The following is a 17717-nucleotide window of genomic DNA, read 5'->3' as shown; positions in this document are numbered from 1 at the left end:
ACACAGACACAGACCCGGAACAGACCCCAAGGAGAATCACATGGTCGAGAGACAGTTCCCCAACGTGCGCGAGCTCGCGCAGCTGATGCAGTTCAAGAAGCCGGAGCTGAGCGCGAGGAAGCGCCGGCTCGACTCCGCGTACACCATCTACGACCTGCGCAAGATCGCGCAGCGCCGCACCCCGAAGGCCGCGTTCGACTACACGGACGGCTCGGCCGAGAGCGAGATCAGCCTCGCCCGCGCGCGCCAGGCGTTCGAGGATGTCGAGTTCCACCCCGACATCCTGCGACCGGCGGTCGACGTGGACACGTCGGTCGAGATCCTCGGCGGTCCTTCGTCGCTGCCGTTCGGCATCGCCCCGACCGGCTTCACCCGCCTGATGCAGACCGAGGGCGAGATCGCCGGCGCTTCTGCAGCGGGCGCAGCTGGCATCCCGTTCACGCTCTCGACCCTCGGCACCACGTCGATCGAGGATGTCAAAGCGGCCAACCCCAACGGACGCAACTGGTTCCAGCTCTACGTCATGCGCGACCGCGAGATCTCCTACGCACTCGCCCGCCGCGCCGCAGCCGCCGGGTTCGACACCCTCATGTTCACCGTCGACACCCCGATCGCCGGCGCCCGACTGCGTGACAAGCGCAACGGTTTCTCGATCCCGCCGCAGCTCACGCTCGGCACGGTCATCAATGCCATCCCGCGCCCGTGGTGGTGGATCGACTTCCTCACGACGCCCCCGCTGGAGTTCGCATCGCTCTCCTCGACCGGCGGAACGGTCGGCGACCTGCTCGACGCCGCGATGGATCCCACGATCAGCTACGACGACCTGGCGGTCATCCGCGACCTGTGGCCAGGCAAGATCGTGATCAAGGGCGTGCAGAACGTCGAGGATTCCAAGAAGCTGATCGACCTGGGCGTCGACGGCATCATCCTGTCCAACCACGGCGGACGCCAGCTGGACCGCGCCCCCGTGCCCTTCTGGCTGCTGCCCGACGTCGTGCGCGAGGTCGGCAAGGACGCCACGATCATGGTCGACACGGGCATCATGAACGGTGCGGATGTCGTGGCATCCGTCGCCCTCGGCGCCAAGTTCACCCTCGTCGGGCGCGCCTACCTCTACGGCCTGATGGCCGGCGGACGTCAGGGCGTCGACAAGACCATCGACATCCTCGCCACCCAGCTGCGCCGCACCATGCGGCTGCTCGGGGTCTCCTCGCTCGAGGAGCTGAACCCGTCGCACGTCACCCAGCTGGCACGCCTCGTGCCGGTGTCGCGCGCAGCTGCAGAGGCAGCGGCTGCCTCACCTGCCCGCCCGCGCACGTCGAGCGCTCGCACCGCGAGCACCCGCACCCGCTCGGCCGCGGCGAAGCCGGCAGCGACGAAGGCAGCCAAGGGCGCCTGACCTCCGTTACCGCGGGTTGCGGAGCTCGCGGCAAAGCCGCGCGCGTTTCGAAACCCTCACGCCATACCGCGGGTTGAGGAGCTCGCGGCAAGCCGCGCGCGTCTCGAAACCCACTGCCAACGGGCGGGCAGGTTTCGAGACACGCGGCTTTGCCGCGCTCCTCAACCAGCGGGCAGCACTCCGCTTTGCCGTGCTCCTCAACCAGAAGGGAGCGCACCGCTCCGCCGCGCTCCTCAACCTGCGGGGAGCGCACCGCTCCGCCGCGCTCCTCAACCAGCGAGAGACACTCCCACAACCCAAGAAGGGTGAACCGAACCGCCGCTCATCTCGTGTCATGAAGGATCGATATCCGATCAACGCGGCATGGCGCACACTGAACACGAGGCGAGACGACGGGAGACTGCATGACGGCTGACGACGCGGCCCTCCTGCGCGCCTTGCACGACGAGCACGCCCCGGCGCTCTGGCGTTACGTCGTGCACCTCACCGGAGACCCCGCGCAGGCGGACGACATCGTGCAGGAGACACTGCTGCGGGCCTGGCGCAAGCCGAGCGTTCTCGACCAGAGCGAGTCATCCGCTCGAGCATGGCTGTTCACGGTCGCGCGCAACCTCGTGATCGACGGCGCCCGCAGCGCCAGGCACCAGCACGAGATCACGACGGACACCGTTCCGGATGCCGCCACGAACGACGACACCGACGCCCGCCTCGACGCGTGGCTGGTCGCCGACGCTCTCGCGACGCTGTCGCTGGAGCACCGCGCCGTCGTGGTGCACGCGTACTACGGGGGGCGATCGACGAAGGAGATCGCCGGCATGCTCGGCATCCCGGAAGGAACGGTGAAGTCCCGCATGCATTACGGGCTGCGAGCGCTTCGGCTCGCACTGCAGGAGAAGGGGGTGACCCGATGAGCGACCGCGACACCAGAGAGCGCGCCAACGACCGATTCGCGGACTGGGACGCCGCCTATGTTCTCGGCGCCCTGGCTCCCGCCGACCGCCGCGCGTACGAGGAGCACCTCGCGGACTGCCCGTCGTGCTCTGCCGCGCTGAGCGATCTGGCAGGCATCCCTGGCCTGCTGAGCACGCTCAAGCGCGATGAGGCATTCGACCTGCTCGACGAAGCAGAGCCGGATGCCCCGAATCTGCTTCCCTCGCTGGTTCACAAGGTCAACCGTCGTCGGCGCCTGCGCCGCTGGTCGGCGGCGGGGGCCGTGCTCGCTGCTGCGGTCATCGCCGCGGTGGTCGCCTTCGTCACGCCCGCGCTGTTCACGGGCCCGGTGACGGCCTCCGTTGCGACGAGCCTGCAGCAGGTGGGACCGGGGTCGCCGACATCCAGCGAACTCAGCGCCGACGTCACGCTCACCCCGAAGAAGTGGGGCACCTCCATCGACATGGTCTGCTGGTGGAAGGAGTATGCGGAGACGACCCCGTCCGCCCAGGCGAAGCGGTGGGACTACGGACTCTGGGTCATCGCGAGCGACGGGACGACGGACCGCGTCTCGACCTGGTCAGCGGGCCCCGGCGATGTCGTGAGGACGACCGACTCGACGTCAATCCCGGTGAAGGACATCACCCGCATCGAGCTGCGGTCGCTCGCCACCGGAAAGGTGCTCCTCGCCACGTCGGTGACCCCGAGCAGCGCCCCCACGCCGGCTCGGACCGGCTGAGCCGCTCAAGCAAACAGCTCCCGCAGTATCTCGATCATGCGCACGTCGTCTTCGACGCCGCCGCCTTCGTGTCCGTTGTACGGCCACACGTCGATCTCCTTGGATGTCCCTGCGTACGCGTTGAAAGCGCCGAACACGGTCGAGGGCGGGCAGATCTCGTCCATCAGAGCGGTCGTGAACCAGGCAGGCGCGGTAGCGCGCTTGGCGAAGTTCACGCCGTCGAAGTAGCTGAGCACGTTGTGAACGGACGCGACGCTGTTGCGATGAACCGCGAGGTACTTGCCGATCTCCTTGTACGGGAATCCGTCGGTGATCACTGACGCCCGCGCGAAATCGCACAGGAACGGCACCCGCGGGAACGCACCGGCGAGGTCGGGAACGAGTCCGGCCACCGCGAGGGTGATGCCGCCGCCCTGGCTGCCACCGGCCACCACCACGCGGGACGAATCGACGACATCCAGCGACCGTGCTGCCTCGACAGCACGCACGGCATCCGTGAACAGCCGTCGGTAGTAATAGGTGTCTGCGTTCTCGATGCCCCGCGTCATGACGCCCGGGTACGCGGGCCCGCTGCCGTCGCGGTCGCCCGTGTCGCCGAGACCCCACGCCGAGCCCTGCCCGCGCGTGTCCATGAAGAAGTGCGCATAGCCGGCGGATGCCCAGAGCAGGCTGTCCAGAGCGTGCCCACGCCCGCCGCCGTACCCCTGGTACTGCACGATCGTCGGGAGCGGGCCGGTGGCGCCGGCCGGGGTGCGCAGCCAGGCCTTGATCGGCTGTCCGCCGAACCCGTTGAAGGTGATGTCGAACGTGTCGATGGTCGCCAGGCCGGTCTCAACGGGAGTGACGACCACGTCGAGCGGGAACGAGCGCGCCTCGCTCAGCGTCCTCTCCCAGAATGCGTCGAAGTCGTCCGGTTCGCGCTGGTCGCTGACATAGGCGCGGAGCTCGCGCTCGGGGAGATCGGTGAACATCGCACCAGCCTATTGGCGTGCGCACCGTCGAACCGGCCCCTTACCGCGGGGTGAGGAGCACGGCAGGATCGCAGACCGTTCTCAGTCGCGGCCCATGCCGCGGTACCGCCAGCCGGCAGCCATCCACGCCGCCCGGTCGAGGGCGTTGCGGCCGTCGATGACCGTCGCCCCGGCAACGAGCTCGCGCGCCGCGACGGGGTCGAGCCCGATGTACTCCGGCCACTCCGTGACGAGGATGACCAGGTCGGCGCCGCGCAGGGCATCTGACAGGTCATCTGTGTAGTCGAGCTGTGGATGCCGCGCCCTGGCGTTCTGGATGCCCTTCGGGTCGACCGCGACCACGTTCGCGCCCAGTCCCTTGAGCCCCACAGCGACGTCGAGTGCAGGGGAGTCGCGCACGTCGTCGGAGTGCGGCTTGAACGTCACGCCAAGCACCGCGACCTTGCGCCCGACGACGGACCCGCCGAGCTCCACCGTCGCGAGGTCGACGACGCGACGGCGGCGGCGCAGGTTGATCGAGTCCACCTCTTTGAGGAACGCGACGGCCTCACCTCGGCCGAGCTCCTCCGCACGTGCCGTGAAGGCGCGGATGTCCTTGGGCAGGCATCCACCGCCGAAACCGACCCCGGCATTCAGGAACCGACGGCCGATGCGGGTGTCGTATCCGATGGCGTCGGCCAGCTGAGTAACATCCGCTCCGGTCGCCTCCGCGATCTCGGCCATCGCGTTGATGAACGAGATCTTGGTGGCGAGGAAGGCATTGGCCGACACCTTGACGAGTTCAGCCGTGGCGAAGTCCGTGACGATGCGGGGTGTGCCGAGCTCGAGGGCATGGGCGTAGACCTCGTCGAGAGCGGCGACGGATGCCTGGTCATCCGCTCGCACCCCGTACACAAGGCGGTCGGGCTCGACGGTGTCGCGTACGGCGTAGCCCTCACGCAGGAACTCGGGGTTCCACGCCAGCCGGGCTCCGGTGGCTTCGATGCGCTCGGCGAGCCGTGCCGCAGTGCCGACAGGTACGGTGCTCTTGCCTGCGACCACGTGGCCGGGGCCGAGGTGGGGCAGCAGAGCGTCGATGGCGGCATCGACGTAGCGAAGGTCGGCGGCGTTGCCGTCCGCGGTCTGCGGGGTGCCGACCGCGATGAAGTGCACGGTGGCGTCGGCGGCAGCGGCGATGTCGGTCGTGAAAAGCAGACGACCGGACGCGATCGACTCGGTGAGCAGGTCGGGCAGTCCTGGCTCGAAGAACGGAGGCTCGCCCTTCGAAAGCCGCTCGATCTTGGCCGTGTCGACGTCGACGCCGATGACGTCGTGCCCCAGCTTCGCCATCGCTGACGCGTGCACCGCGCCCAGGTACCCGCAGCCGGTCACCGAGATTCTCATCTTCGCCCTTCGTGGCAGGGCGCGTGCGCCCAGTCGGATGCCCTACTCGACGCCGCACGCGGTCGGCGGTGGCGCCAGTGCCGACGGTACCCGACGGGGTTGAACACCCGGTGCCGGACCGCCGGCTACACCTCTTGCGGCAGCCACTAGGATTCGTCGCATGGCTGACGCGATTCCGGCTGGCTGGTACCCGAACCCGTGGAACGACGGGGAGGAACTCTACTGGTCGGGGTCCGACTGGACGGGTATCTCGCGCACCGCTCACCGCCGTGACGCTGAGGCTCCTGTGGTGGCGGCTCCCGCGACATCCACCGCATCCGACCTCGAAGAGTCGACGGTGATGCGCCCGGTCGGGGCTGCTACGGCGTTCGAGCCGGTCGCCTACGCGGCGCCGGCCCCCTACGCGGCGCCCGACCCATACTCCCCGGGGCCGGATACCTACTCGCCCGAGCCGCAGTACGCTTCGCCCCAGTACTCCGCGGCGCCGCGCTACCCCACCCCGGATGCCACCTCCATCCGCTGGGCGCTGAGCAGCGACCAGCCTCAGCAGCCGGTGAGGCGCCATCCGCACTTCGGGCTCGTCTCGATGATCGTCGGCATCGCGGCGGCCGTCTGCGCGATCATCCCCGGCCTGAGCCTCGCGGCCTGGATTCCGGCGTTCGTCGCCATCCCGTTCGGCATCGTCGCGTTCCTGGGCGGACGCCCGCGCGGCTTCGCGCTCACCGGCATCATCACAGGCGGAGCCGCCCTCGCGGTCGGCACGGCCGTCTCCATCTGGTTCATCGTGCAGCTCGGAGTGCTGGCGCACTAGTCCCTCACCGCACCGCGAAGCGCCGCGTCCACCGCTGGTTGAGGAGCACCGCGAAGCGGCGCGTCTCGAAACCCCTCACCGAACCCCGGCCATCAGCCGACGCAGCATCGGTGTGATCGCGGCGAGCGCCGCACCGATCACTATCGCGATGACGCCGAGCACACCGAAGTACACCCCTTCGGTCTTCGGCGAGTAGAGCTCGGCGAGCTGCCCGCTGAGCGCGGTGCCGAGCGCGACCGACAGGAAGAACAACGCCACCATCTGCGCGTGGAACCGCTTCGGTGCCAGCTTCGTCGACACCGACAGCCCCACGGGCGACAGCAGCAGCTCCGCAACGGTGAACACGAGCAGGATGCCCACCATCGCGATCAGCGGTGTGCTGTTCTTGCCGCCACCCGCGAACGGCAGGAACAACAGGAACGCGACGCCCATGATGATCGTGCCCAGCGCGAACTTGATCGGGGTGGGTGGCTGCCGGTCGCCGAGTTTCGTCCAGATCGCCGCGAACACCCCGCTCAGAATGATGATGAAGATCGGGTTGATCGACTGTACCCACGAGATCGGGAACTCCCAGCCGAAGATGTCCCGGTTGAGCCGGTTGTCGGAGTAGAAGGTGACGACCGTGAACTGCTGCTGGTACAGCGACCAGAACGCCGCGCTCGCGATGAAGAGCGGTATGAACGCGTAGACGCGACTTCGTTCGACATCCGTCAGCTTGCTCGTGAGGATGACCACGAAGTACGCCACCGCCGCTGCGATCGTCACCACGATGACCACGATCGAGAGGTTGTCTGCGCGGATCACCCCACCGAGCACGAGGCCCAGGATGACCAGCACCCCCGCCACCGCGATCACGACCCACAGCACGTACCGCTTCCTCGGCAGCGGGTTCGCCACCTGGCGCGCTTCAGCCGGGAGCCGCTTGCGTCCGAACGAGTACTGCACGAGGCCGATCGCCATGCCGACGGCGGCGAGTCCGAATCCGTAGTGGAATCCGATGGTCGACTGGAGCAGCCCGGTGAGGAGGGGCCCGAGGAACGCACCGAGGTTGATGCCGAGATAGAAGATGGAGAAGCCGGCATCCCGCCGCGGATCCTTCTCGGTGTACAGCGTGCCGACGACCGTCGTCGCGTTCGCCTTGAGACCGCCGGAACCGACTGCGATCAGCACAAGACCGACGCCGAGACCTGCATAGCTCGGGATGAGCGCGAGCGACAGGTGCCCGCACATGATGACGATCGCGCTGTAGAACAGCACGCGCTCCGAGCCGAGCAGCCGGTCGGCGATCCATGCGCCGATGATCGTGGAGAGGTAGACCGCGCCGCCGTACGCCCCGACGATGCCCGCCGCCATCGCCTTCGGCATGGCCAGCCCGCCGTCGGCAGCGGAGAAGTAGAGATAGAGCAGCAGGATGCCCTGCATGCCGTAGAAGGAGAACCTCTCCCACATCTCCACGCCGAAGATGTTGGACAGCGACCTCGGCTGCGCGAAGAACGTCTTCTCGTTGGGATCCCGCGTCGAGTTACCCGTGTCGGTCGGCGCCCCCGCGTCCGCACTCATGCACCCCACGCTAGGCGTCTAGGGCTGCACTCGCAGCGCACCCACGCGCAGCCACGCGTTTGGAGTGCAAATAATGCTGTTCGCCTCGGCTCGAACAGCGTTATTTGCAATCGAAAAGTGTGCGCCCCTGCGCTCGCGCAGCGCGCATGTGGAAAGCTGACTCCGCTGAGTTGCGCGGTTTGTGACACTGGCCCCGTGCCGTCGCGAGTCCCCCTTCCCCCGCATCTGCGCGGCTCGTCATTCCACGTCTCTGAGCGAAACTTCCACGAGCTCGGCGATGGTCGCCTCCGCTCACCTGATCTCGACCGCCCCTTCCATGGGGTTCGAAGCGTTGGTCTCCACTTCGAGGACGCTTTCGAGCGAGCGCGCATCTACGTTCCGCGGCTCCGTGCAGGCCAACGGTTCTGCCATGTCACCGCGGCTCAACTGTTGGACATCCCCTTGCCACTCGATCTCGCACGCATCGTCGACGTGCACGTCGGCGCCACCGCCGGAGCGGCTCCCCGCACGCGCGGAGTCATCGGCCACAAAGTGGCAGATGCCGCGCCCTACTACCTCGAGGAGCTTCCGCTCTTTCCCCCGGCAGAGGTCTGGTGCCAACTCGCATCGCTCCTGTCCAGGGAGGATCTTGTCGCGGCCGGTGACTACCTCGTCTCCGGCAAGCGGCTGAAGCGAGGCTCGCGCACGCCACCGCTCTGTTCGCTGGAAGACCTTGTGGATGCGGCGCAGCGCTTCGGGAGGCAGCCAGGGGCCGTGAGCATCCGCTGGGCGTTGCCGCGCATCCGCACCGGAGTCGACTCCCGCCGGGAGTCTCTGTTGCGGCTCACGTTGATAGCCCAAGGGCTGCCAGAGCCCACGATCGCGCACCCCGTCTCCGTGGCAGGCGGTCGCATCCTGCATCCCGACCTTGCGTATCCGTGGGCGCTCATAGCCATCGAATACGAGGGCGATGAACATCGCGAAGACAAGCGTCGGTGGCGTGCGGATCTTCGTCGCGTCGTGCTCTTGGAGCAGGCAGGATGGCGAGTGATACGAGCTACCGACCTCGACATCCAGGACCCGACGACCATCGTTGGCGCCGTCCGCACGGCGTTTGGCCGAGCGATCGAGGCAGGTCTCGTGCCGCCCCTGCACCGATCACGGTCTCTTCCCCGTCTCGATTGCAAATAATGCTGTTCCGCGAACAACGAACAGCGTTATTTGCAAACGAAACAGGTGGGGCCACGAGGACTGGCGTACGAATCGGCGGGGCGGCGGGGGGCGTCAGCCGGCGGCCGGGCGGCGTCAGCCGGCGGCCGGGGGGCGTCAGCCGGCGGCCGGGCGGCGTCAGCCGGCGGCCGCCACGGCGTTCGCCTGGGCGACCATCGCGTCGACCTGGTCGTCGGTGAGGCCGATTCCGGGGAATCGTCCGATGCGGCGCAGGGGCATCGAGCCCATCATCGCCATCAGCTCCTCGTTCTGGAACATGTCGACGGCATCCGGGTTCTGGGCGGCTGCCTGCTGCAGCAGTCCTGCGATCACCTGCTGGCCGCCCGGGTGGTGCAGCCACTCGGCGAGGGACGACTGACGGTCGAGGGGGACGACGGGCACGGACATCCGCAGCTCGACGCTTCCCTGCTCGCGGATGTCCCGCGAGCTCGCCCCGACCAGGATGTCGACCGCGCCGCTCTCCACGTACCAGCGCTTCAGCGTGGGGTGGAAGTACGCGAAGTCGCGGTATCCGAGCGTGAACGACACCTCGCGGCTCTCGCCCGGCTCGAGCGGAACGACCTGGAATCCGCGCAGCTCGTTCAGCGGCCTCCGCACCTCCGCGCTCAGGGCCGCGACATACAACTGGACGACCTCGCGTCCCGCGGCACTCCCCGTGTTGGTCACCGTGACCGAGACGTGAACGGCGAGGTCGTCGTCCGTTCCCTCCACGCTCGTCGACAGGCCCGAGTACTCGAAGCTCGTGTACGACAGTCCGTGCCCGAACGGGTAGCTCACCGGCAGCTGCCGCGCGTCGAACCAGCGGTAGCCGACGAACACGCCGTCACCGTACGCGAGGTGTCCGTCGCGGGCCGGCAGGTCGAGGTACGCCGAGGTGTCCTCGAGCTTGACGGGAATGGTCTCGGCGAGGCGTCCTGAAGGGTTCGTGACCCCGAACAGGATGTCGGCAGTCGCACCACCACCCGCCTGCCCGAGCAGCCATCCCTCGAGGATGGCTCTGGCACCGCCATCCCACCCGGAGACCCGCACAGCCGACCCATTCGACAGCACGACGACCACGTTGGGGTTGGCGGCAGCGACCTCCGCGAGCAGCGCGACCTGGTTGGATGGCAGGTCCATGTGCTCGCGGTCGTATCCCTCCGACTCGGCCTGCGACGGCAGCCCGAGGAACACCACGACCACCTCGGCTGCTGAGGCCACGGCGACCGCCTCGCGCAGGAGCTCGCCCCCATCCGGCCTGCCGTCGAGGGTGAACCCCGGAGCGAACTTCACGCTGGGACCGGCGATCTGGCGCATCTCGGTGAGGGCGTCATCCAGCCGCGTCGGCTCGATCTGCGAGCTGCCTGCACCCTGGTAGCGCGGGTTGCGGGCGAACTCGCCGATCACGGCGATCGACGCGTCTGGGCTCAGCGGAAGGATGCCGCCTTCGTTCTTCAGCAGCACGGCCGCTCTGGATGCCGCCTCCCTGGCCAGCTCGTGGTGGGCGTTCACCATCTCGTCGGGCACCGCAAGGGCCCGCGAGGCGTCCGCCTTGAGGTGCGCGTGGTCGAACACCAGCCGCAGCACGTTGCGTACCGCGGTGTCGAGAGCAGACTCCTCGAGGGATCCTGCGCGAACTGCCGCAACGATCGCCGCCGGCCCCGCCTCGGACTCCGGCATCTCGAGGTCGAGTCCCGCTGCGACGGAGGCGTCGCGGTCGTTCACCGCTCCCCAGTCGGAGACGACGACGCCGTCGAATCCCCATTCGTCGCGCAGGATGTCGGTGAGCAGCCACCGATCCTCTGTCGCGTACACCCCGTTGAGCTTGTTGTAGGCGGCCATCACGGTGGCCGGCGCCGCGGTCTTCACTACTCGCTCGAACGCCGACAGGTAGATTTCGCGCGCGGTACGCTCATCCATCTCGGCGCTGACCCTGAAGCGGTCGGTCTCCTGGCTGTTCGCGGCGAAGTGCTTGAGCGATGTGCCGACACCCTTCGACTGGATGCCCCGGATGAGCACCGCGCCCAGCTCGCCGGCGATCAGCGGGTCTTCCGAGAAGTATTCGAAGTTGCGTCCGCACAGCGGCGAGCGCTTGATGTTGATGCCGGGCCCGAGCAGCACCTGCACGTCGAGCGCGTTGGATTCGTCGCCCAGCGCCTCGCCGACGCGTTCGACGAGCTCGGCATCCCAGGTCGACGCGAGGCCGACAGCCGGCGGGAAGCAGGTCGCCGGAAAGCTGCCGCCGATGCCGTTCTCCTGCTCAGGCGGCTGGCGACGCACGCCATGGGGTCCGTCGCTGAGGGTGATGGCCGGGATGCCCAGCCTCTCGATCTCCGCGGTATGCCAGAAGCCGTCGCCCGTGACAAGGGCGGCCTTCTCTTCGAGGGTGAGCTGGGACAGGAGGGCATCGACGTCGTTGGCCATGCCGTCCATTCTTGACCCACGGTGATCGGGCGGCCACCCCGCGACAGCGCCACTTGCGCTTGACAGCGCCAGCCCAAGTGGCGCAATAGAGCGCAAATGGCGCCGCTGGACTCTACGGCGGGGGCTACCCTCGTTCGCGTGACCCACCAGCTCACGAAGGACGAGGCTCGCCGCATCGTGGTGCGCGCCCAGCTGCTCGATGCTGAGCGACCGGATGACGTCGTCGAAGTCGCCGAGCAGATCGGCAGGATCAGCATCGACCCGACCGCGACGATCGCACCGGCTCAGCACACCATCCCGTGGTCGCGTATCGGTTGGTCGTACGAGCCCGGCCAACTGCAGAAGGCGGTCGAGCTCGACCGGGTGCTGTTCGAGCTCGACGGCAGCTTCTACCCGACCACCCTTCTGCCGCTCATGCTTCCCGGCATGCGCACGAGACGGCTCAGGGACAGCACCAAGCAGTGGATCGCGGCGAACGAGAAGTTCCGCGACGACGTGCTCGCTCGGCTTCGCGCGGACGGGCCGTTGCTGGCATCCGACATCCCTGACACCGCAGCGGTCGCCCGCGCCGACGAGGCCGGCTGGTACGGCCCCAACCAGGTGCCGCACATGCTCGAGTTCCTCTCGCGCGCCGGCCGAATCGCGGTGGCGCGCCGAGAGGGCAGGCATCGCGTATGGGATGTCGCGGAACGCGTCTACCCGACCGACCTTCCGGAATACGAGCCAGAAGACGCGGCACGGATGCTCAACGAGCGCAGGCTGCAAGCTGCCGGTCTTGCGAAGCAGAAGTCCCCATGGACGCCCGTCGGAGAGGCCGGTGAGCCCGCCACCATCGAGGGCCTGCGCACGAAGTGGCGGGTGGATCCGCAGGCGATCGCCGCACTGAACGACGACGCCGGCGGACGCGTCGCGTTCCTCAGCCCCTACGACGGCATGCTCTTCGACCGCCCGCGTCTTCGCGACATCTTCGACTTCGACTACGTGCTCGAGCAGTTCAAACCGAAGTCGCAGCGCAGATACGGTTTCTTCGCTCATCCGATTTTGATCGGCGACCGATTCGTCGGGATGCTCGACGCCGCTGTCGACCGCGAACGCGACGTGCTCCGCGTGAGTGCTGTGTACGAGCTCACCCCGTTCGAGCCGGATGACACCGAGATGGTGAACGCCGAGATCGCCGACCTCGGGGAGTGGCTCGGCGTCGCCGTCGAGTTCGCGTAGAGCTCGCCAGGACCAGTGCTCACGTAGGATTCCCGCGTGGACAACCTCGACAGGCACATCATCGACCTGCTGCGCGAGAACTCCCGCGCGTCGTACGGCGACATCGGGTCGAAGGTGGGGCTGTCGGCCTCTGCCGTGAAGCGCCGCATCGACCGGCTGGTCGCCGACGGGGTCATCCGCAGCTTCACGATCAGCGTCGACCCGACGATCGACGGCATGAGCACCGAAGCATACGTCGAGCTCTTCTGCCGCGGAACGGTATCGCCGAGCGAGCTGCAGCGCATCCTCTCCGCTGTGCCCGAGGTCGCCGAGGCGTGCACGGTGTCGGGGAGCGCGGATGCCATTCTGCGCATCCGCTCGCGCGACATCCCGAGCCTGGAGGCAGCGCTGGAGCGCGTGCGCGTCGCCCCGAGCGTCGACCACACGCGCAGCGCGATCGTGCTCTCGCAGCTGGTGCACCGCGACCTCGAGTGACGACGCCACCCAGCCGAACCTGAAGGGACCCATAGGATTCCCTCTCGACGCGCACAGCGGATTCTGTGACGATGACCTCGTGGAAGATGCAACTGCACGCCTGCTCGTCGTGGAGGACGACGCCGACATGGCACGCCTCCTGCGCCGCGGGCTGACCGCCGAAGGCTACGAAGTGACGTCCGTCGACAACGGGGTCGACGCACTGATCGCCCTGCGCGATGCGCCCGTCGACGCCCTTGCCGTCGACGTGATGCTGCCCGGCATGAGCGGCTTCGAGTTGTGCCGGCGCGTGCGGGAGTCTGGGCGCACCATCCCGATCCTTCTGCTCACGGCACGCGACGCCGTCGAAGACCGCGTCTTCGGACTCGACTCCGGTGCAGACGACTACCTGACCAAGCCGTTCGCGTTCGCGGAGCTGGCTGCGAGGATGCGCGCGCTGCTGCGCAGAGACGCCTCCAACAACCCGACGATGCGGGTCGGCAACCTCACGATCGACTCTCTCGAGCACAAGGCGAGTGTCGACGGCAAGCAGGTGGCGTTCAGCCCGCGCGAGTTCTCGCTCGTGCGTCTGCTCGCGACGCACGCGGGCGAGCTGGTGACGAGGGGCGACATCCTCGACGACATCTGGGGCGGTCACGAGCACATAGACCAGAACGTGCTCGACCAGTACGTGTCGTATGTGCGTCGCAAGCTCGACGCGGCGAACACGGGCATCCGCATCGCCACCGTGCGCGGTCTCGGCTATCGCCTGGAGACGCTCAAGCAGACGGATGTCGGAGGCCAGTCATCCAGCGCGGCCGACGCCGACGAGTCCGACCCCGACTCCCGCGAGCCGTCCAGCCGACGGTGATCCACCTCCGCACACTCACGAGTCGGCTCTCGATCACCGCCCGCATCACGGCGGGGAGTTTCGTGGTGGCCGTGCTGATCGGCATCGTGGCCGTGATCGGCATCCGCATGGGTGTCAGCGCCATTCTCGACAACGCGACGCTGACCCTGCTGCGGCACGATGCCGAGCCGTTCGAGGAGCAGTTGCAGCGGAACCCGTCCGACGGCGACGCGACCCCGGGAGACGGGCAGTACATCGCGATCATCTCGCCCGCCGGCACGGTACGCACGACGAGCCTGCCGAAGTATCTGCGTCCATACGGTCGAGCCCCGCTCTCCGCAGACGAGACGACGACGCACGTCACCGTGCACGGCAGCGAGTACATCGTGCGCAGCTCACCGGTGGAGACCCCGAAGGGCGTGTGGCACGTCGTCACGGCACGCAACCAAGACGCCAACGACCTCGTGCTCGGCCGCCTGAACGCGGCGCTCCTGATCGGCGCCGTCATCCTCGTCGCGTGCTTCACCCTTGCGTCGTACATCCTCGCGCGCACGGCGCTGCGGCCGGTCAACGAGATGCGACAGCAGGCTGATGCCCTCGCCAGACGCCAGCAGTCCGGCATCGCGGAACCGACGGACGCCTCCGAACTGCTGCAGGTTCCCCCGGCGCACGACGAGCTCGCTGCGCTCGCGACGACGCTGAACGGGCTCATCGAGGGCCTGCGCGCCTCAGCTGATCGCGAGCGGCAGCTCGTGTCGGATGCCAGCCACGAGCTTCGCACACCGCTTGCCGTGTTGAGCGGTGAGCTGGAACTGGCGGAGCTCGACGCCGGTGACGCCGACGCGCTGCTGGGTGACGTGAGGCAGTCGCAGCAGACGGTCCTGCGGCTCTCGACGCTCGCGACGAACCTTCTCGAGCTCTCGCGCATCGAGGCGAACCAGGCGCGCGGCACGAGCTCCTGGAGCGAGCTCGCCGACGAGCTGGCGTCATCGATCGACCGCATGCGCCAGGCGGCAGCCGTTCGCGGCGTCCAGTGCGTCATCGACTTCGAGGTGGAGCAGGGCCCCGTGCAGGACGGCACCGTGAGCCTCTCCCAACAGGAGTTCGGTCGCATCGCCGACAACCTCATCTCCAACGCGATCGCTGCCATCGGGGCGGAGAAGGGCGCGGGCACCGTCACCGCGACGTTGACACGCGGCGAGGCATCCGTCGACCTGACGATCGTGGATGACGGACCGGGCATGCCCGCCGACTTCCTCCCCGTCGCGTTCGATCGGTTCACCCGCGTGGATGTCGCGCGCGCCACGAGCACCGGGAGCGGGCTCGGCCTCGCCATCGTCGGCGCGTTGGTGGATGCCGCAGGCGGCGACATCCAGCTGTCTCAGAACACCATCGACGGGATTACCGTGCACGTCATGCTGCCTGTTGCGGAGCCCGACGAGTAGAGCCTCGGGGTGGCCCGCGGCGTTGCAGGGCCAACGGGGAGGGGGTGGACGGTGTCAGCCCTGGAGGATGCGGCCGAAGTGGTACGGGATTCCGTCCCAGCTCGAGACCGCCACGATGCGCACCGGAATGCCGTAGTCCGGCGCCTCGATGAGCATTCCGCCGCCGAGGTACAGGCCGACGTGGTCATCGTTGTCGAAGAAGACGAGGTCGCCGGGCTGCGCTTGCGCCTCGGTGATCGGCGTTGCGATGTCGTCCTGGTTCGGCACGTAGTGCACAAGCGAGACGCCGACGCTGGCGTAGGCCATCATGGTCAGCCCGGAGCAGTCGATGCCGTCGTGGGATGCCCCGCCGAGCACATACGGATCGCCGAGGTACGTCAGCGCCGTCTCGACGATCTTCTCCCTCGCGCCGCCGTACTGCAGGGCCTGCGAGAGGGCTACGGCGACGCCGGATCCGCTCGGCCCGGACTCCGCGGAGACGATGCCGGCGATCGCGCTCGCGACGTAGTTCTCCCTCTGCACGCTCGTGCCGTCAACGGCCGACGACACCGTCAGCTTCTGGGCGATCAGGCGTGAGTTGCTGGCGATCGTGGCCTGCAGTTGATCCGGACTGAGCGATTCAGCCGCGTTGGCGGGCGCCGCGATCATGAGACCGGGGATGAGCGCAAGCACGGCACCCGATGCGATGACCATCGGCGTGCGGGAGCTGGGTGCTCTGTGCGCTCGCTTCGCCGGCTGGTGGGCCTGGCTCTTCGCGGGCCTGTGGGAGCGCTTGGGCTCGTGGGCACCGTTGCCCGACTCGTGCCTGCGCTCCGCGCGACCGCGGGTAAACGATGTAGTCGACGGCGCGGGGGGCGCGGTCGGAGTCGACTGCGCGGCCTCCTGCACGGGTGACTGAGCCTGGGAGACCCCGCGCTCGGCATCCCGACGAGCACGACGCGACGCGAAGGCCTGCTGCGTAGCGGGAAGAGGTAAGGACGTCTCGGCAACCGGGACGGCGGGCGCCGTCGGCACGACGGCTGCCGGCGCGACGACCGGCGACTCGGCAACGATGGGTGCCGCACTGCCGGGCTGGATGATCTGGTCGAACGGAGTGGCGGATGATGCGAGCGTCGCCGGAACCGCGTCGGTCTGCTCGGGGTGACCTGACGCGGCCACCGCTACTCTCCGACCCATTCGCTCCCAGCCTGCTCCCGTTTCCGCACTCGGGGTACGGACTATCTGACTACCGTGTCCCCCTAAATGCGGACGGCTAAGCCGACCTGTTCCACCCTAACGGATTGAGGATCGGACGCAACTGAGAGGGCTCCCAGTGTCGACAGCTGTCCCACTGGCGTTACGGGGGCGAGAGCGAGCCGGCTCAGATCAGGCGGGTGAAGTGGTAAGCGATGCCGGTCCAACTGCTGAGCGGGTCGAGCTCGACGTTGCGGCCCTCTGTCGGTGCGTGCAGCACCATGCCGTCGCCCATGTAGATGCCGACATGATCCTCGTCGTCGAACACGACGAGGTCGCCGGGGCGCGCGTCGGCGCCGGAGATCTGGGTGCCGACGGCATCCTGATCCGGCACGTAGTGTGCAAGCCCAACACCTGCGGCGGCGTAGGCCACCATCGTGAGGCCGGAGCAATCGATGCCGCTGTGCGAAGCACCGCCGAGCACGTACGGGTCGCCGAGGTAGGTGAGCGCGGTGGCGATGATGGCGGCTCTGCCGTTCGGGTTGCTCGCGCCGATGAGCTGCTGCGCGTAGTTGGGCGCGATGCCGTAGGTCTTCTCGAGATTGGCCACGACGTCGACGGTGGCGAAGGTGTCCTTCTCGATCGTGGGCGCGGCGACAGCGGCGGAGACGCTCAGGTGCTGCACGTCGCCCTTCTGGGCGGCCGCGAGAATCTCGTTCCTCAGCGCGGCTCTCTGCACCTGCGCCTTGCTGGGATGCACAACGGTGCTCGAGCCCGCCGTGGTGGTGTGCGCGGCTTGGTGCACGGCCTCGGCCTGCGCTGCATAGGACGGGAGAGCGGTCGTGAGGCTGGCGACGAGCCCGAACGAGATGCCTGCGACCGCGAGCGTGAGGTGGCGCGGGGTGCGGCGAGAACGGCGCGGGCCCGGATTGTCGGCGTCTGAGGGGGTGGATGAGCGCATGAGTGTGAACCTGGTCGGGGGCAAAACAAAAGGCCGGTGTCAGCCGGCCGTGATCCACCGTAGGTTGGCGCCTGTGCCGCGCTGCCAGGAGCCGTTCAGGTTCTCAGGATGCTCATGGACGGCGATGCGGCCGCCCGAGCCACCACGTCGAGGCTCCTCGACCCGCCTATGCGAACGCATATGATCCCTGAGCGATCCGCATGCTGATGCGG

Annotated in this window: 15 protein-coding genes; 9 read left to right on the top strand and 6 right to left on the bottom strand. The window is 68.1% G+C overall.

Annotated elements, in window-relative coordinates; all coding sequences use genetic code 11:
- The first annotated feature begins 40 nt into the window (after positions 1–40).
- The 3 genes from ACYVDN_RS13620 (at position 41) to ACYVDN_RS13610 (ending at position 3068) form a co-directional block, all read left to right on the top strand.
- Entirely contained in the window at positions 41–1399 is a 1359-nt protein-coding gene (locus ACYVDN_RS13620; RefSeq protein WP_460572542.1) for an alpha-hydroxy acid oxidase, read from the top strand.
- Between the two features lie 404 nt (positions 1400–1803).
- Positions 1804–2310, top strand: a complete 507-nt coding sequence (locus ACYVDN_RS13615; protein WP_460572540.1) for a sigma-70 family RNA polymerase sigma factor — start codon at positions 1804–1806, stop codon at positions 2308–2310.
- The gene (locus ACYVDN_RS13610) at positions 2307–3068 is read left to right on the top strand and encodes an anti-sigma factor family protein (protein ID WP_460572538.1); all 762 of its coding nucleotides are present in this window, start codon (positions 2307–2309) and stop codon (positions 3066–3068) included. The genes ACYVDN_RS13615 and ACYVDN_RS13610 overlap by 4 nt, the downstream gene beginning before the upstream one ends.
- A 5-nt stretch (positions 3069–3073) precedes the next feature.
- Here ACYVDN_RS13610 and ACYVDN_RS13605 read toward each other — a convergent pair whose 3' ends face one another.
- Complete coding sequence (locus tag ACYVDN_RS13605) at positions 3074–4039, bottom strand: acetylxylan esterase (RefSeq protein WP_460572536.1); 966 nt, start codon at positions 4037–4039, stop codon at positions 3074–3076.
- 81 nt (positions 4040–4120) lie between these two features.
- A complete protein-coding gene (locus ACYVDN_RS13600) occupies positions 4121–5422 on the bottom strand; it encodes a UDP-glucose dehydrogenase family protein (protein ID WP_460572534.1) in 1302 nt (433 codons plus the stop codon).
- Positions 5423–5582: 160 nt separating this feature from the next.
- Here ACYVDN_RS13600 and ACYVDN_RS13595 point away from each other — a divergent pair, with 160 nt between their 5' ends.
- Positions 5583–6233 carry an MFS transporter gene (locus ACYVDN_RS13595; RefSeq protein ID WP_460572532.1) on the top strand — a complete coding sequence of 217 codons (651 nt, stop codon included), beginning with the start codon at positions 5583–5585 and terminating at the stop codon, positions 6231–6233.
- A gap of 75 nt (positions 6234–6308) precedes the next feature.
- Here the strand turns inward: ACYVDN_RS13595 and ACYVDN_RS13590 are convergent, their stop codons facing one another.
- On the bottom strand, positions 6309–7793 hold the full coding sequence (locus ACYVDN_RS13590) for a peptide MFS transporter (RefSeq protein ID WP_460572530.1): 1485 nt from the start codon (positions 7791–7793) through the stop codon (positions 6309–6311).
- A 441-nt stretch (positions 7794–8234) separates the two neighbouring features.
- Between ACYVDN_RS13590 and ACYVDN_RS13585 the strand changes: the two genes are divergently transcribed.
- The gene (locus tag ACYVDN_RS13585) at positions 8235–8963 is read left to right on the top strand and encodes a hypothetical protein (RefSeq protein WP_460572528.1); all 729 of its coding nucleotides are present in this window, start codon (positions 8235–8237) and stop codon (positions 8961–8963) included.
- A gap of 156 nt (positions 8964–9119) precedes the next feature.
- Here ACYVDN_RS13585 and ACYVDN_RS13580 read toward each other — a convergent pair whose 3' ends face one another.
- On the bottom strand, positions 9120–11405 hold the full coding sequence (locus ACYVDN_RS13580) for a glycoside hydrolase family 3 C-terminal domain-containing protein (RefSeq protein WP_460572526.1): 2286 nt from the start codon (positions 11403–11405) through the stop codon (positions 9120–9122).
- 138 nt (positions 11406–11543) lie between these two features.
- On the opposite strand from ACYVDN_RS13580, the gene ACYVDN_RS13575 reads away from it, so the two are divergent.
- The 4 genes from ACYVDN_RS13575 to ACYVDN_RS13560 all read left to right on the top strand — a co-directional run bounded on the left by ACYVDN_RS13575 (position 11544) and on the right by ACYVDN_RS13560 (position 15371).
- Positions 11544–12623, top strand: coding sequence for a DNA glycosylase AlkZ-like family protein (locus ACYVDN_RS13575; RefSeq protein WP_460572524.1), 1080 nt, complete (start codon positions 11544–11546; stop codon positions 12621–12623).
- Positions 12624–12659: 36 nt separating this feature from the next.
- A complete protein-coding gene (locus tag ACYVDN_RS13570) occupies positions 12660–13097 on the top strand; it encodes an Lrp/AsnC family transcriptional regulator (protein ID WP_460572522.1) in 438 nt (145 codons plus the stop codon).
- A gap of 79 nt (positions 13098–13176) precedes the next feature.
- A complete protein-coding gene (locus tag ACYVDN_RS13565; RefSeq protein ID WP_460572520.1) occupies positions 13177–13947 on the top strand; it encodes a response regulator transcription factor in 771 nt (256 codons plus the stop codon).
- Positions 13944–15371 (top strand): sensor histidine kinase, encoded by a 1428-nt coding sequence (locus tag ACYVDN_RS13560; RefSeq protein ID WP_460572518.1) that lies wholly within the window; start codon positions 13944–13946, stop codon positions 15369–15371. The genes ACYVDN_RS13565 and ACYVDN_RS13560 overlap by 4 nt, the downstream gene beginning before the upstream one ends.
- Positions 15372–15425: 54 nt before the next feature.
- Here ACYVDN_RS13560 and ACYVDN_RS13555 read toward each other — a convergent pair whose 3' ends face one another.
- Both ACYVDN_RS13555 and ACYVDN_RS13550 read right to left on the bottom strand, forming a co-directional pair.
- Positions 15426–16529, bottom strand: coding sequence for a C40 family peptidase (locus ACYVDN_RS13555; RefSeq protein WP_460572516.1), 1104 nt, complete (start codon positions 16527–16529; stop codon positions 15426–15428).
- 202 nt (positions 16530–16731) lie between these two features.
- Positions 16732–17505: a C40 family peptidase gene (locus tag ACYVDN_RS13550; protein WP_460572514.1), complete on the bottom strand. Its 774-nt coding sequence runs from the start codon at positions 17503–17505 to the stop codon at positions 16732–16734.
- Between the last annotated feature and the right edge of the window lie 212 nt (positions 17506–17717).

The organism is Humibacter soli (genome assembly GCF_054779035.1).
Note: the sequence above shows the minus strand (reverse complement) of the source record. Positions and strands in the feature narration are given on the sequence as shown.

Bases quoted from the DNA above. Each gene is read 5' to 3' on its own strand.
- ACYVDN_RS13580 (WP_460572526.1), bottom strand. From the start codon at position 11,405: ATGGCCAACGACGTCGATGCCCTCCTGTCCCAGCTCACCCTCGAAGAG.
- ACYVDN_RS13595 (WP_460572532.1), top strand. From the start codon at position 5,583: ATGGCTGACGCGATTCCGGCTGGCTGGTACCCGAACCCGTGGAACGAC.
- ACYVDN_RS13590 (WP_460572530.1), bottom strand. From the start codon at position 7,793: ATGAGTGCGGACGCGGGGGCGCCGACCGACACGGGTAACTCGACGCGG.
- ACYVDN_RS13620 (WP_460572542.1), top strand. From the start codon at position 41: ATGGTCGAGAGACAGTTCCCCAACGTGCGCGAGCTCGCGCAGCTGATG.
- ACYVDN_RS13605 (WP_460572536.1), bottom strand. From the start codon at position 4,039: ATGTTCACCGATCTCCCCGAGCGCGAGCTCCGCGCCTATGTCAGCGAC.
- ACYVDN_RS13550 (WP_460572514.1), bottom strand. From the start codon at position 17,505: ATGCGCTCATCCACCCCCTCAGACGCCGACAATCCGGGCCCGCGCCGT.
- ACYVDN_RS13610 (WP_460572538.1), top strand. From the start codon at position 2,307: ATGAGCGACCGCGACACCAGAGAGCGCGCCAACGACCGATTCGCGGAC.
- ACYVDN_RS13600 (WP_460572534.1), bottom strand. From the start codon at position 5,422: ATGAGAATCTCGGTGACCGGCTGCGGGTACCTGGGCGCGGTGCACGCG.
- ACYVDN_RS13615 (WP_460572540.1), top strand. From the start codon at position 1,804: ATGACGGCTGACGACGCGGCCCTCCTGCGCGCCTTGCACGACGAGCAC.